Genomic DNA, 14,904 nt, shown 5'->3' with positions numbered 1-14,904 from the left:
TCAAATAAATCAGGTGTCTGTTTCCATAAAATAATAGAAAGAACCAGAAGAGCTATAATGAAGAAAGTCATAATTGTTTTCAAAAGTAAGGCATTATGCGTCATGAATAACAGCCTCCTCATTTACAAAGAAATGTACAATTACCCCTAATATACTCAAAGCTATTGAACATAGCCAAATCGCATTGTAATTCCCTGTTAAGTCATGGTTAACACCGCCAAGCCAACCGCCAAAGAAAGAACCGACTTGATGGGTGAAAAACACAATGCCGCTTAACATTGAAAGATATTTAACACCAAACATATTTGCGACAATGCCATTCGTGAGCGGAACAGTAGAGAGCCATAGAAGACCCATAATGATGCCAAAAGCATATACCGTATAAGTGCTTAACGGTAATAGTAAAAAGGCAATGATTGCGATGCCACGGCTTCCGTAAAGTGCCATTAATAATTTAGGTTTCGAGAAACGGTCTCCCAACCAACCTGCGCCGTAAGTTCCTACAATATTAAATAACCCGACCAAAGCAAGAAATACTGTACCTGAGGCTGCATCAAAGCCGTGATCGATTAAATAACCTGGTAGGTGGACACCTAAGAAAACAACCTGGAATCCACATACTAAGAAACCTAAAGCTAACCACCAAAATGGCTTATGTTTTCTAGCAATATTTAGTACTTGTTTAAAGGTGAGCTGAGGTTGAGCAATTGCTTTTGGGGCTTGGTTGCTTGGCCCTTTTAACATCCATGCTAGAGGAATAATAAGAGCGATTAACAGCGCACTTACCATTAAAGCTGAAGACCATCCCACTGTTTTAAGTAAGAGAAGGGTGGAAGGCAGCATAATAAATTGGCCAAAAGAACCAGCTGCACTGGCAATGCCCATTGCCATACTTCTTTTTTCTGGTGGAGCAGCTCTGCCTACTGCGCTAAGCAATACTGTGAATGAAGTAGCTGATAAAGCTAAACCAATAATAAGACCTAGGCTCAAATTTAAGATTAAGATGCTTGAACTAAAAGCCATTAACAGTAAGCCAAGGGCATAAAGTAACCCCCCAACAGTAACCACAACTTTGCTGCCATATTTATCTGCGATTGCGCCAGTAAAAGGCTGCACGGCTCCCCAGATTAAGTTTTGCATCGCAATTGCGAGACTAAAAACATGCTGCCCCCAACCAAATTCATGGCTCATGGGTACAAGGTAGAGACCGAAACCATGACGGACACCTAATGAAAGGGCCAAAATAAAGGCACTGCCAATCAGCATATAGATAAGGGATTGAGAAAACTGATTGCTTGTTTTGGTCATTGTGAATAGAAAGTTATAAGAATGTGATGAATCATTGTAGAAGATATATCGAATAATATCGATATATCTATAAAAATATTTAAGAAGAATTAAAAAGTTTGGAAGTGGTATGTGGCGTTATAAAAAAATAAACAAGCAGAAATCATTTTGATTCCTGCTTGTTATAAAAGTTAAGCTGCAGAATTACGTTCAAGTAAAGCCTGTTCAAAAAGTACTTTTTCCTTTTCTTTGTGTTCGGTTGTGAAGCGAATCAAAATTACGCTACAACCTGCAACCATAACCAGTCCACCTAAAATAAATAGACAAGTTTGAACATCAAGTACACCTTTTAACAAGAAACCTGCTGCAACTGCTCCAGCATTCCCACCTGCACCAATAATTCCAGCAACACCGCCTAATGCATTGCGGTCAATAAATGGTACAAGTGCATATGTTGCGCCGCAGGCCATGTGGGTAAATAGTGCAAAGATAGTCATTGAAAGAATAGCGAGAGTGACGCCGTTCATTTGAGAGAAAAGAATTAAGAATAAACCTTCGCCCAAAATCATGAGTACAAGTACTTTAGTGCGTCCATCTAGTCCTTTTGTAAGTGCGACTTTATCGGAAATAATGCCACCAAGCGCACGAGCGAATAATGCGAGAAGACCAAATATTCCGGCAGTTAAACCAGCAGTTTTTAAATCCATTTTAAACTGATCAACATAGTACATGGCTGCAACGTTATGGATAAAAATCTCAATACCAAAGCATGCGCCATAAGCCACAAATAAAATCCAGACACGGTAGTTACGAGCAGCCTGCATTAAAATTGCCATACCGCCTTTTTTACCGCTGCCAACTTCAATACCTTGTGCACGAACTACTTTAAAGTTTCCTTGAGGACAGTCTTGGGTAAGTTTCCAGTAAAGGACGCCAACAATCACCATCATTACACCAGGTACGATGAGTGCAATGCGCCAGCCCATAGTCTGTTCAGCACCAAACATGACAATTGCACCGAGTAATAAAGGCATTAAAGCTTGAGTTGCACCCCCACCAGCATTACCCCAACCAGCCGCTGCAGCATTTGCTGTACCTACAACGTTAGGTGCAAACATAATACTTGTATGATATTGCGTAATGACAAAGCTTGCGCCAATTGCACCAATCAGCAAACGGAAGAATAGAAAAGATTCATAACTGTTGGCAGCAGCGACACCAAATACGGGAATACTGCCGAGTAAGAGTAGGGCTGTATAGGTAATTCGTGGACCATATTTATCACAAAGTGGTCCAACAGCGAGTCGTACTAAAATCGTAATCGCAACGGCGGCAATATTAATATTGGCAATTTGATCTTTTGTTAAGCCAAATTCGCCTTTAATAACAGGCATTAATGGAGCACAGGCAAACCATGCGAAGAAGCAGACAAAGAACGCGAGCCAAGACATGTGAAAGGCACGCATGGCTGGAGTTGAGAAACTAAATAATTTAATCTCAGTTGCTTTTTTTGCATCTAGATTGATATTTGAAGACATACGCCGTCCCCCTGAACTGAACGAAATTTTAATTTGCATGACAAAATGAATTGTCTATCTGCATACCGATCAGAGCGGACGTCATTGGCCGTCTTGGTTTATCCATTGAATCGCCATTGATTCATCATGCTGTAAACAAAGCAAAGGACGTGCCAAAAAATAATTTTTACTAAAAGGAAAACCTTAGTTTTTAATTTTATTAAATTAGTTAGAGGTTAAGAAAATGAATCATAAAATAAGTATGAAACGAAAAATGCTAATAAGAATGATAGAAGCTAAATATTGCTAGAGCTTCCATAAAAAGTGCTCATTTTTTTAGCATATTGGTTTAAAAAGAAGCAGCCTTAATCTGCCTAATAAAAAAGCTATAAAAGCTTCAGTAAAGCTTTTATAGCTTAGGTTCTTTTAAAAATTAGAAGCGGTAACCTACACCTACATAGGTAATGAGTGGATCAATATCAATTTTGGTATTTGCTTTAATGAGCTCTTTACCTGTATTTTGGTCAGTAACATAAATTTTTGCTTCACTATTCATTTTTGAATAAGAAACGGAACCGACAGCAAACCAGTTTGGGTTAAAGTCATAAGTTGCACCGACAGTAACAATAGGTGCAAAAGTATCAGTCGCTTCTAGTTTCACAATAGGATTTGCTGAAGATGTTTTGCGATCTAATGCTGCACCTGCCTTATTATCATGGATATTCTGGATCATGTGTCCCGCTTGAATTAAATCGGCTTCAATACCAGAATTCATTTTTAAATCATTAAAATAGGCATACATGACCCCAGCACCTACATATGGGCGGAATTTATTTACCCCAGATTTACCAAATTGATAGTGTAGTTCAACTGCTGGTAACCATGCACGTGCAGTCGCAGCCTTACCCCCTTGAGAAAGATCAGTAATATGAAGATCTTGTTTTAAAGGAATATCTCCACCCGCCCCGGAAATTCCACCTCCTATGATTTCTCCAATTGAAGATCCATCTTTTAGTGGAGTCGCTTTTCCAGAAAGGGGAGCGTAAATATTACCTTTTCCATTAATATCTACTTTAGGAGGAATACCGCCTTTAATTTCTAAAGATAAATTGTCCGTAAAGTTGTAGTTAAACATAAGGCCAACAGTATCAACATCAGAAGCTTCTAAGCCAGAACCTTGTTGTTGCCATTGAGAAAGGCCATTAACTTCTGCTGTACCTGCAAGTGATGAGGGAAGAGTGTCTGTAAACTTATCAAGAAGGCTAATAGTGCTATACCAGAATTTTCCTGAAGTTTTACTTTGATCGATTGCATCTAAAACGGCTTTTGTAGATACATCTCCAACTTTAGATGTTGTACCTTCTGCAACGCTAGTATTGATATTAACAGGATTTCCTGAGCCTTGAGGCATAGCATGGAGCCAACCAGCCGAGACCGAAAAACGTTTGAAACCATCACCATCTTTTAAACTAAAATATGGTGAAGCAGCGAAAGTGACTGTAGGCAGAGCAAAAAAGGCAGCTGTCATACAAAATAATGACTTTTTCATCATAAAGGACTCCATGTCCAGACATTTGTTTACTGATTTTTATTGAGCCCACCATAACGCGTTTTATTAAAATAATTGTGTAATAAAAATTAATAATTGTAATGTTTTTGAAATATTTGTTTATATTTAGAAAGATTTGTTAATAAAAGTACAAAATAAAAAATAAAAGGCTACATAAAGTAGCCTTTTATTAAATTTAATTAAATTATTAATTAAAGCGTGAGAGGTCTTCTTCAGGACGAGCGGTTAACACTTCAATACCTGTTTGAGTGACCAAAATAGTATGTTCATATTGAGCTGAGAGTTTATGGTCTTTGGTTACAACAGTCCATTTGTCACCAAGTAATTTGGTTTGCCAAACACCAGCATTGACCATTGGTTCAATCGTAAAAGTCATCCCGGCTTCTAAGCGCATACCAGTACCAGGTTGCCCATAGTGCAATACTTGAGGTTCATCATGGAACACAGTACCAATACCGTGACCGCAATATTCACGTACTACGCTAAAACGTTCTGACTCGACATATTTTTGGATGGCATGACCAATATCACCTAAATATGAACCATCTCTAACTGTAGCCATTCCACGATACATTGCTTCTTGAGCAACTTTACATAAACGGTTTGCCAAAATAGAAGTCTCACCACCCACGATGTACATCATGTTCGTGTCGCCGTGATAGCCGTCTTTAATTACGGTTACATCAATATTAAGGATATCGCCGTTTTTTAAGATTTTATTTTCAGATGGAATACCATGACATACGACATGGTTAACCGAAGTACAGATAGAGTGTTGAAAAGCAGGGCGTCCTGGAGCACCACCGTAACCTACGCAGGCCGGAATAGCATGTTGTACATTTTCAATATGATTACGACAAATCGTATCAAGCTCGAGTGTGCTTACACCGGCCTTAATATACGGCTTGATCATCTGTAGAACTTCAGCCGCCAGTCGTCCTGCAATGCGCATTTTTTCAATTTCATCTGGAGTTTTGATTAATCGACGTGGAGCTGTATAAGTACTGTTCATGATCTCTAAAAACTTTTGGTAATTTATAAGTGTATATGGTATAAATAGCCGCCCATTTTATCAAATGCTTTTCGTGAATATCTTTTACGAAGAATTTTGATAGATGGAGTAAAAATCCGCACATATATCGTCACATTACTCTGGGTGCCCGTAAAAAGGTGGAGAATGCGGATATATGGAGGCCTAACCCAACTTTTAAGGTAAAGAAAATGGCAGATTACAACGTAAGCATGCGCGACCTTCTTCAAGCAGGTGCGCACTTTGGTCACCAAACTCGTTTCTGGAACCCAAAAATGCGTCAATACATTTTTGGCGCGCGCAACAAAATTCACATCATCAACCTTGAGCACACTGTTCCTGCGTTAAATGATGCTTTGAACTTCGCTAACCAATTAGCAAGCAAAAAGAACAAAGTTTTGTTCGTTGGTACAAAACGTGCTGCTTCTAACATCATCCGTGAACAAGCTCAACGCGCTGGTCAACCATATGTAGACCACCGTTGGTTAGGTGGTATGTTGACGAACTGGAAAACACTTCGCCAATCTATCAACCGTTTAAAAGATCTTCAAACTCAATCTCAAGACGGTACTTTTGCTAAGCTTACTAAACGTGAAGCTTTAGAACGTACTCGTGAGATGGAAAAACTTGAGCGCTCTTTAGGCGGCGTTAAAAACATGGGTGGTTTACCTGACGCATTATTTGTAATCGACGTTGATCACGAAGCGATTGCAATTAAAGAAGCTAAGAACTTAGGTATTCCAGTTATCGGTATCGTTGATACAAACTCTAACCCAGACAACGTTGATTACGTTATTCCTGGTAACGATGATGCGATCCGTGCAGTAACTTTATATGCTTCAGCTATGGCTGACGCAATTCTTGCTGGTAAAGAATACGCTCAATCTCAAGCGAACGCTCAAGCAAAAGGCGATGACGCTGCGAAAGACGCTTCTGAGGCTTAATGCGTTTTTTGACGCAGGCTTGTCATTTTTGCGACATGTAATGGTGGCAAATTAAGCGTCGAGAGTGCAAACGGCCCAGAGTTTCTTTGGGCCGTTTTTGTTGAACAGATTTATTTTCTACCGATTTTAGGAGATCAACATGACTGCAATTACTGCAAGCATGGTAAAAGAATTACGTGACCGTACTGGTCTTGCAATGATGGAATGCAAAAAAGCATTAACAGAAGCGAACGGTGACATCGAACTTGCTATTGATAACCTTCGTAAATCTGGTCAAGCTAAAGCTGCTAAAAAAGCTGGCAACATTGCTGCTGACGGTGCAATCACTATCGTTCAAGACGGTAATAAAGCGATCTTAGTTGAAGTAAACTGTCAAACTGACTTCGTTGCTAAAGATGAAAACTTCTCTAACTTTGCACACGCAGTTGCTGCTGCTGCTTTAGCTGCTGGCGAAACTGATGCTGCTAAAATCGCTGAATTAAAATTGGCTGATGGCCAATCAGTTGAAGAAGCTCGTATTGCGCTTGTTCAAAAAATCGGTGAAAACATCCAGGTTCGTCGCGCGAAAATCGTTGAAGGCGAAAACTTGGCTATCTATAAACACGGTTTAAAAATCGGTGTTGTAGTTTCTTACACAGGTGATGCTGAGACTGGTAAAGGTATTGCAATGCACGTTGCTGCATTCAACCCAGTAGCAGTAAGTGCTGAAGCTGTTCCAGCTGACCTTATCGCTAAAGAGAAAGAAATTGCTGAAGCGAAAGCGTTAGAATCTGGTAAGCCAGCGAACATCGTTGAGAAAATGGTAACTGGTTCTGTTGAGAAATACTTAAACGAAGTTGCTCTTGACCGTCAAATGTACGTTATCGACAACGACAAAAAAGTTGCTGACGTATTAAAAGCGACTGGTACAACTGTTGCTAACTTCGTACGTTTCGAAGTTGGTGAAGGTATTGAGAAAAAAGCAGAAATGAGCTTCGCTGAAGAAGTTGCTGCTGCTCAAGCTGCTGCGAAGTAATTCGTATCACAATAAAAAAAGCCCCTATGGGGCTTTTTTTATCCCTATTGAAATCGGAATATAAAGATGACAAATAAAAAAAATCTGAGTATTGGCGGCATTATTGTTTTATTGATTGCTGCATATTTCGGTCTAGATTTATCTGGGCATAAAAAAAATCAATCGCCATCATCAAGTCCTGTAACTCAGCATACTGAAACTACGTTTTCAAATGATGGGATAGATACTATAAAAGCTGCCTATGACCGCAGACAAAGTAATGTTCAAGTGCAGGGAAGTGGTCGAGTAAAAGCAATTTTAAAAGAAGATAATGATGGGACAAAACATCAGAAATTTATTCTTGTATTAAAAAATGGCCTTTCAATTTTAGTGGCTCATAATATTGATTTAGCACCAAAAATTGACGATTTGCATAAAGGGGATATAGTCGAATTTAATGGTGAATATGAATATAACGAGAAAGGTGGTGTATTGCATTGGACGCATCATGATCCACAAAACCGTCATGAGAATGGCTGGTTGAAACATAATGGACGTATTTACCAATAGAAAAAGGGGTATTCATTTCGGCCCAACAGCAATTTTGTTCTATGCATCTTTTTAAAACATGGTATGTTTTTTTTCAGATAAATAGATGAGATGTATATATGCACCGGGAACAGGCTGACTACTTGCATTTGCGAGAGTTAGGCGGTTTAGAACTATTAAAAGCACATTATCACCAAACGCAATTTTCAAAGCATACCCATGAAGGGTATTGTATTGGTGTGATTGAAGAAGGTGCACAGTCTTTTTTTAGGACGGGTCAACTACACGTTGCTCCTAAAGGTGACATTATTTTGGTGAACGCAGATGAAATTCACACAGGTTCATCTGCTGTCGAATCTGGTTGGCGCTATCGGGCAATTTATCCTACACCTGAAATGCTCGCTGAAGTGAGTCAGGATTTTTTTGAAAATTTTCATGGTGCGCCTTGGTTCCCTCAAGCAGTTATTCAAGATTTGGGATTATCTCAACAACTTTGCTTATTATTTGATTTATTAGAACAAAAAGATAATTTTCTGCTTAAAGAAACCATGTATTTATCAACATTAGCATGTTTGATGATGCGTCATGGTAAATCACGGCACGCCTTTTGCGAGCTACCAGAAGCTTATTCGAAAATCTTAAAAGTTAAAGATTTGTTGGCAGATATGCCTGAAAATAATTTTTCTTTGCAGGAATTGGCTGACATGGTTGGATTAAGTGCTTGGCATTTTTTAAGACAATTTAAAAAACATGTGGGTTTACCACCACATGCTTGGCTAGTGCAGGCACGTTTGCAAAAGGCGAGGCAGTTATTAAAACAGGGTATTCAAATTGTAATGGTTGCACAGCAATGCGGATTTTCTGATCAAAGTCATTTTAACCGTCACTTTAAAAAGGCGATGGGTGTTACACCTACCCAGTATGTAGCAAGCCTTAATCTCTAAAATTTATTTTCATTTCTAAACGCAATTTTGTTCAAGAGAAGCTAGCCTGCATAGAAGAAAATCTATAAATATTTAATGTTATAGATGTCTAGAGATGAATACTCGTTTAAATCAATCTATTAGATTTTCTAAAAACCAACCTTCGTATCTTTTTTTACGAGGGGCGGTAGATATATTGCCATTATCTATTTCGGTTATTCCGTGGGCTATTTTGGCTGGTTCAATGGCAATTCATGCAGGTTTATCATTTTATAAAGCATTAGCAATGTCAGGAATTGTATTTGCTGGTGCTGCACAATTGGTCAGTTTGAGTATGGTGATGGAAGGTGCATCATTATTAACGATCTATATCACGATTTTCTTTCTTACTGCACAGCATTTTATTTATGCATTAACTTTAAGAAATGATATTTCTATTTTGTCTTTACCCAAACGATTAAGTTTAGGCTTTCTATTAACAGATGAATTATTTGCGCTAAGTGCTCCAAACGAAAAAAGACATCCTCACTATTTATTAGGGGCCGGTATATGTTTTTATTTATTCTGGGTGGGTTTTAGTCTAGTTGGAATTTTGTTGGCTACGGCGATTCCTAATTTATTGTCTTATCACTTAGACTTTTCGATTGTTGCTATTTTTGTGGCCATGATTGTTCCTATGTGTAAAGGAAAACCTGTCATAGCAGGAGTTTTAACAACTTGTGTTAGTGGTTTTGTTCTCAAATTCTTTCACATTGAAGGCGCCATTTTGATTTCCGGTTTATTGGGAATGCTTATTGCCGTTGTCGTAGAAACTAGAGTGGGAGAGAAATGAAATGTCATGGTTCATGATTTTAGGTGTGGCAGTAATTGTCTTTTTTAATCGTTATTATTTTTTAGAACCTACTGTAAAAGTAAAATTACCAGTACTGATGAATAAAATGTTGAATTATTCAGCGCCTTGTTTATTGAGTGCTATTTGTATACCGGTAATCTTTTTTGAAAGAAATGAATTGAGAGGGACTTTGGATAATCCATATTTATATGCGACAGTATTTTGTATTGTAGTTGCTTTCTATTTAAGAAAAGTTTTGCCCAGTGTTCTGCTCAGCCTAGCATTTTTCTATTTTATAAATTTTCTAATAAATCAGTAAATTTAAGCTGAATCTAAAAAAGATTCAGCTTTTTAAAAATTATTGAGTAATCAATTTATTTTGGCGACTTTTCCACTTAGGTAATATTTTTGCAAGATAGGCATCCATACACCAGACTGGACCAATCAATAAAAATTGTAAATCTTTAAAGAAGGAAGGTTTTTTCCCTTCAACTTTATGTCCGTAAAATTGTCCAATCCAAGCAATTACAAAAAGAGCAATATAAAATCCCACGCCTACAGGTAAGACATAAATAAGCCAAGCCATCACGACGAGAAGTGCAGCCATTGCTACTGCAAGTACAAGATCGAGTCGAGCATAGAAAATTAGAGTCAGTACAATGAGTAAAGCAGTGAGTAAGGCGCTAAAGTGGGCAATGATTCCGATAATAGAAAATAAAATAGCGGGAACGCATACCCAGTGGATTTTTTTATTTGTTGGATTTTGATGACTTTCACTATATTCATCAAACCATTCACCAATAGATTTCATAGACCTTGTTCTCCGTGTCTAATTTTGAGTCATTCTTTTTATGTCTATATTTTATCCTGTTGTTAGGTGGGTAGACAAGAAAGTCGCAAATCTTCCTTCTCGTTCATTTATGTATCTTTAAAAATTTAATGACTCATTGTTTGGAAAAACAGGAGGGAAAAAGTTCAAAGTTGGACTTAAAAAAGAGCGAGATTCATTTAAGGAAAATCAGGTTAGTTATTTTTGGATTTTGAAGTGAGGAAATGACTCAGAAAAGCACTTTTTTATGAGAAGTGGGAAAATAATAGAAAAAGACTCAACTCAACTTGTCTTAAAACGCGATAAATAGCTCTTTTTAGACTAAAGTGGTACTAGGGTAGCGTAATTTTTTTAAAATAGCTGTAATCGAAAAATATAAGCAAAAAAAGATGGGTAAGAAAATGATGTGTTTTTGGGTTAAAAAATAATCAATTTTGTAATTGGAAAATGAGTAGAAACATAAAATTTTTGAACATAATTTTTTTATCGTGAACTCCAAAAATTAAAAAAGCCACAAATTAAATTGTGGCTTTTTCATGAACTCTAGGAGTAATCGCTTATGAAGTAGGACCGTCTACACGTTCAATACTTACTTTAGCAGTACCAGCATTGGTAATACCAAGGCGTTTTGCTGCACCGTATGATAAATCAAGTACACGATTTGCATGAAATGGACCACGGTCGTTTACTTTTACAACCACACTTTTACCATTGTCTTTGTTTGTAACACGGATATAACAGTTCAATGGCAGACTACGGTGAGCAGCAGTAAGTGCATTCATGTCGAATGTTTCACCACTTGCAGTTTTACGACCGTGAAATTGACGACCATACCAAGATGCCATGCCGGTTTGGCTAAACTTACGAACAGTATTTGAAGCTACTGTGTTAAGTTTTTCAATCACTGAAGGCTCATCTTCAGGGATTTCAATTTTAGCTGCGATAGCTTGACGACGAATTTGATCGCCAGAACGTTCAGTGATTGAAAGACTGTTAATGTTAGAAAAACGAGAATTAAAGCTTTGAGTATCTTTACTCAACACACGGGCAGCTAAATTAGCATTTGGACCATCTACATCACTGTTTAATGATGATGACTGCATCATTTCAGCGTGCAGCGGGGCCATACTTAAACTAGCCGTCAGTGCAAGAATGTATTTCAGCGATAACTGCATTTATATAAACTCCTGAGAACATGCTCTTTTTCTTTTAGCCGGCAGGCTAAAAATTGAAGTGAACATGCCTAATTATTCACTTTTGCAATTGCTTGATTGGGGTGGATAATATTCATCGCTTACGGAGAGTGTCTAGTCTTTAACGAGAAATAGTTACAAAAAGGGCAAAAACTTACAGTTTTAGATTAAAAAATAACCAAATATGTAACAAGGTATTTAAAATGTATGTATTGTGATCGATTTAACAAAAATATTTATTGACTTTTACATAAACTCATCAAAAAGCTAGCCTATCGGCTAGCTACTTCTGTGCCTAACAACCATACAGCAGTCGCATACATTCGGCTTTTGTTATAAGTCGTAATCACTTGAAAATTCGGATAGGTTAAATAATAAATTGGACCATTATAGTCTTGTAATTGAATAACATTTACCATATCTAGGTCATCAATTTTAACTAAAGGGTTTAATGGAGAAATTCCTTGGTTTTTGAGCACACCGTATGGAGTAGGCTGGGTCAGGTCTTTAGCAATAACACTGTCTGGATTTGAACCTGTGTAACGTGCCATAAAACCAATCGGCTGATCACGCTGCCATCCTTGTTTTGCTAAGTAATTTGCAATTGACCCAATCGCATCTTCCGCAGAGTTTCGAAGATCGATATGACCATTACCATCAAAATCGACTCCATATTTACTAATATTGCTTGGCATAAACTGTGGATAGCCAATTGCTCCAGCATAAGAACCAACAATACTACTAGTTGGGTAGCCTTCTTTATACGTCCATGCAATCAGAGCCGCTAATTCATCACTGAAATAATCAGCACGGCGCGGGTAACCAAATGCTAATGTCGCAAGCGCGTCACGAGTGATGAAAGAACCTTTATTGGCTCCATAACCTGTTTCGACACCTAAAATGCCTAAAATCACAGCTTGAGAGACACCAAATTGCTGTTCAGCTCGGTTAAGTGCATCTGCATATTGGTTTTTAAAGCGGACACCACGCTGAATAGTGCCTTCAACCAAAAACATAGAGCGATAGTCGTACCAAGGCTTACTTTCACCTGGGCGAGTCATAATATTTATAATGTTTGGTAAATTTTTTGCACCGCTCATTGCGGCATCGACTTGTACACTACTTAGACCATAAGTGTTCATGGCTTTTTGTTTAAAATTTAAATAATTAGGATCATTTACAAAATCATTAGCCTGAGCAAAATGACTAGTGCTCACTAGGCCAGTACACAAGGCGAGTACTTTTAAAGTTTTATTAACAAATTGAGACAACATATCTTTTTAAAATTCCAAATTATCGATGTGTATGAATAGACATAACTAAACCAAAAGTGGCCATTAAAGTAATAATAGCGGTACCGCCATAACTCATAAAAGGCAAAGGAACACCCACTACAGGTAAAATACCACTGACCATTCCTGCGTTTACAAATACATAAACAAAAAAAGACAAACCAAAGGCGCCAGCAACCAAGCGGCCATAATTATGAAAGCTTTGTAAACCAATTTGGAATGTTCTAAAAATAATAGCTGAATAAAGAATAACTAATATAAGTACACCAATCAGGCCAAACTCTTCGGAGTAAGCCGCAATAATAAAGTCAGTATGACCTTCTGGTAAAAAGTGTAAATGTGACTGTGTCCCTTCAAGAAAGCCTTTACCTGAGAAACCGCCAGAACCGATAGCTGTTTTAGATTGAATAATGTTCCAGCCTGTTCCTAATGCATCTGCTTCTGGGTCAAGTAGTGTTAGAACCCGTTGACGTTGATAGTCATGTAAAAGAAATTCCCACGCAATTGGAATAACAATAGCGGCACAGGCTGCTGCTGCACCGATCATGCGCCAAGATAGTCCACTTAAAAATAGTACGAAAATACCACTGGCTAATACGAGTAGGGATGTTCCTAAGTCAGGTTGTTCTGCAATCAGTAGAAATGGAACACCAATTAACATTAATGATAAAACAACTTGAGAAAAGCTAGGGGGAAGTGGTTTGCGTGCTAAAAACCATGAGATCATCATTGGCATACCAATTTTCATGAACTCACTGGGTTGCACACTTCCGAAACCCGGGATATCGATCCAGCGTTTAGCTCCCATACGAACTTCACCAAAGACCATAACTCCAATTAAGGAAAATAGTGCAAATAAATAAAAGTAGGGTGAAAAAGCTTGATAAACCTTAGGGGGAATTTGAGCCAGACCAATCATGACTAAAAAGCCAATACCAAAGCTCATGGCCTGTTTACTGACTAAGCCTACATCTTGTGCAGATGCACTATATAGTACCGTTAAACCTAACAGAGCATTTAGGAATAAAAATAGGCATAACCAAGGGTCAATATGAAGTTGCTGCCAGCGTGATGGTTGCATGGCAGTACTAAGACCATCTCGAGGAGCTTGGCGTAAAAATTTATATTGTGGACTAGGAGACATGCGGCTTTAACTAGGTCAATCAGTGCTTGGCGCATGCTAACATAAACCTGATTTATGGCAATGTATATCAATATTTTGCAATAAAAAAACCTGGCTCTCGCCAGGTTTCCGATAGTCTATTTTCTATTAGTTAAAGAATAAACCATCATGATATTCAGCCATCGCTTTCAATTCAGTGCGATTTAAACTTGGAATGAGTTTATCGATCGCGATATGAACCGCTTTAGTAACAGCAGCAGCGCCAATATCGGCTGCTTTACGCTTAATCATGCCTAAATCTAATGTCTTGTTAAAATCAGACATAAAGTGTCTAACCATAGCATCGCCAAACTGTTTATATAGTTCCGCTAATGCTGCTTTATTAATGTCATTACCTGCTTGAAGCTCAGTAAAATTATGCTTCAAATTAGTCACTAAGCCAGCATCTAAAGCTACGCCAACTTTATATTGACCTTGTGGATCTTTAAATAAGCTTTTCTCTGAAAACTCAACTGACTGTTTAACAACGTCATTTGGTGCTTTACTGAGTAATTGCTTTAAAAGTACGGCAACTGTAGATTTGACATAACCAGCTAGTTTTTCGGCAGTATCTCTTTTTTCACTCACTGGGAAATGTTGTACTAACTGAATCAGTACATTATCAATAATTTCTTCATTGAGTTGTAAAGCAATTTTGTCTCGAAGTGGATATAGCGGTTCACTAGAATTTTTATTCGCAATTCCAGTCTGCATATCGTTCAATAAGCCTTCAGAAGGGGTAAAACCAAAAAACGGCATGGTGTATCCTCAAATTATTCGTT

At 37.9% G+C, this 14,904-nt stretch carries 15 protein-coding genes; 6 read left to right on the top strand and 9 right to left on the bottom strand.

What is annotated here, in order from left to right; all coding sequences use genetic code 11:
• Window positions 1–93 precede the first annotated feature (93 nt).
• The 4 genes from ACG59Z_RS02495 to map all read right to left on the bottom strand — a co-directional run bounded on the left by ACG59Z_RS02495 (window position 94) and on the right by map (window position 5,386).
• Window positions 94–1,308 (bottom strand): MFS transporter, encoded by a 1,215-nt coding sequence (locus ACG59Z_RS02495; RefSeq protein ID WP_400197827.1) that lies wholly within the window; start codon window positions 1,306–1,308, stop codon window positions 94–96.
• Window positions 1,309–1,478: 170 nt separating this feature from the next.
• Window positions 1,479–2,825: an MFS transporter gene (locus ACG59Z_RS02490; protein WP_400197826.1), complete on the bottom strand. Its 1,347-nt coding sequence runs from the start codon at window positions 2,823–2,825 to the stop codon at window positions 1,479–1,481.
• 412 nt (window positions 2,826–3,237) lie between these two features.
• Window positions 3,238–4,356 (bottom strand): OmpW family protein, encoded by a 1,119-nt coding sequence (locus ACG59Z_RS02485; protein WP_400197825.1) that lies wholly within the window; start codon window positions 4,354–4,356, stop codon window positions 3,238–3,240.
• A 205-nt stretch (window positions 4,357–4,561) separates the two neighbouring features.
• Window positions 4,562–5,386 (bottom strand): type I methionyl aminopeptidase, encoded by an 825-nt coding sequence (map, locus tag ACG59Z_RS02480; protein ID WP_400197824.1) that lies wholly within the window; start codon window positions 5,384–5,386, stop codon window positions 4,562–4,564.
• A 209-nt stretch (window positions 5,387–5,595) separates the two neighbouring features.
• Here map and rpsB point away from each other — a divergent pair, with 209 nt between their 5' ends.
• The 6 genes from rpsB (at window position 5,596) to ACG59Z_RS02450 (ending at window position 9,965) form a co-directional block, all read left to right on the top strand.
• Window positions 5,596–6,348, top strand: coding sequence for a 30S ribosomal protein S2 (gene rpsB, locus ACG59Z_RS02475; protein ID WP_001982118.1), 753 nt, complete (start codon window positions 5,596–5,598; stop codon window positions 6,346–6,348).
• Window positions 6,349–6,487: 139 nt separating this feature from the next.
• Entirely contained in the window at window positions 6,488–7,363 is an 876-nt protein-coding gene (gene tsf, locus ACG59Z_RS02470) for a translation elongation factor Ts (RefSeq protein ID WP_311069331.1), read from the top strand.
• 66 nt (window positions 7,364–7,429) lie between these two features.
• Entirely contained in the window at window positions 7,430–7,912 is a 483-nt protein-coding gene (locus ACG59Z_RS02465) for a DUF3465 domain-containing protein (RefSeq protein ID WP_400197822.1), read from the top strand.
• 98 nt (window positions 7,913–8,010) lie between these two features.
• Window positions 8,011–8,835 (top strand): AraC family transcriptional regulator, encoded by an 825-nt coding sequence (locus ACG59Z_RS02460; RefSeq protein ID WP_396478446.1) that lies wholly within the window; start codon window positions 8,011–8,013, stop codon window positions 8,833–8,835.
• Between the two features lie 94 nt (window positions 8,836–8,929).
• Window positions 8,930–9,646: an AzlC family ABC transporter permease gene (locus ACG59Z_RS02455; protein ID WP_400197821.1), complete on the top strand. Its 717-nt coding sequence runs from the start codon at window positions 8,930–8,932 to the stop codon at window positions 9,644–9,646.
• Between the two features lies 1 nt (window position 9,647).
• On the top strand, window positions 9,648–9,965 hold the full coding sequence (locus tag ACG59Z_RS02450) for an AzlD domain-containing protein (RefSeq protein ID WP_400197819.1): 318 nt from the start codon (window positions 9,648–9,650) through the stop codon (window positions 9,963–9,965).
• Window positions 9,966–10,004: 39 nt separating this feature from the next.
• On the opposite strand, the gene ACG59Z_RS02445 is transcribed toward ACG59Z_RS02450, so the two are convergent.
• The 5 genes from ACG59Z_RS02445 to ACG59Z_RS02425 all read right to left on the bottom strand — a co-directional run bounded on the left by ACG59Z_RS02445 (window position 10,005) and on the right by ACG59Z_RS02425 (window position 14,881).
• On the bottom strand, window positions 10,005–10,457 hold the full coding sequence (locus tag ACG59Z_RS02445) for a DUF962 domain-containing protein (RefSeq protein ID WP_077163000.1): 453 nt from the start codon (window positions 10,455–10,457) through the stop codon (window positions 10,005–10,007).
• Window positions 10,458–11,032: 575 nt separating this feature from the next.
• Window positions 11,033–11,650, bottom strand: coding sequence for a septal ring lytic transglycosylase RlpA family protein (locus ACG59Z_RS02440; RefSeq protein ID WP_002052473.1), 618 nt, complete (start codon window positions 11,648–11,650; stop codon window positions 11,033–11,035).
• Window positions 11,651–11,940: 290 nt separating this feature from the next.
• Window positions 11,941–12,942 carry a lytic murein transglycosylase B gene (gene mltB, locus ACG59Z_RS02435; protein ID WP_400197814.1) on the bottom strand — a complete coding sequence of 334 codons (1,002 nt, stop codon included), beginning with the start codon at window positions 12,940–12,942 and terminating at the stop codon, window positions 11,941–11,943.
• Between the two features lie 19 nt (window positions 12,943–12,961).
• On the bottom strand, window positions 12,962–14,104 hold the full coding sequence (gene rodA, locus ACG59Z_RS02430) for a rod shape-determining protein RodA (RefSeq protein WP_019457155.1): 1,143 nt from the start codon (window positions 14,102–14,104) through the stop codon (window positions 12,962–12,964).
• Between the two features lie 126 nt (window positions 14,105–14,230).
• Window positions 14,231–14,881, bottom strand: a complete 651-nt coding sequence (locus tag ACG59Z_RS02425; protein WP_174723386.1) for a hypothetical protein — start codon at window positions 14,879–14,881, stop codon at window positions 14,231–14,233.
• Window positions 14,882–14,904: the final 23 nt, after the last annotated feature.

This window comes from Acinetobacter sp. ABJ_C1_1, assembly GCF_044684115.1.
GTDB lineage: Bacteria > Pseudomonadota > Gammaproteobacteria > Pseudomonadales > Moraxellaceae > Acinetobacter > Acinetobacter nosocomialis_A.
The sequence above is the reverse complement of the archived record's forward strand: the minus strand, read 5'-3'. Positions and strand labels throughout refer to the sequence as shown.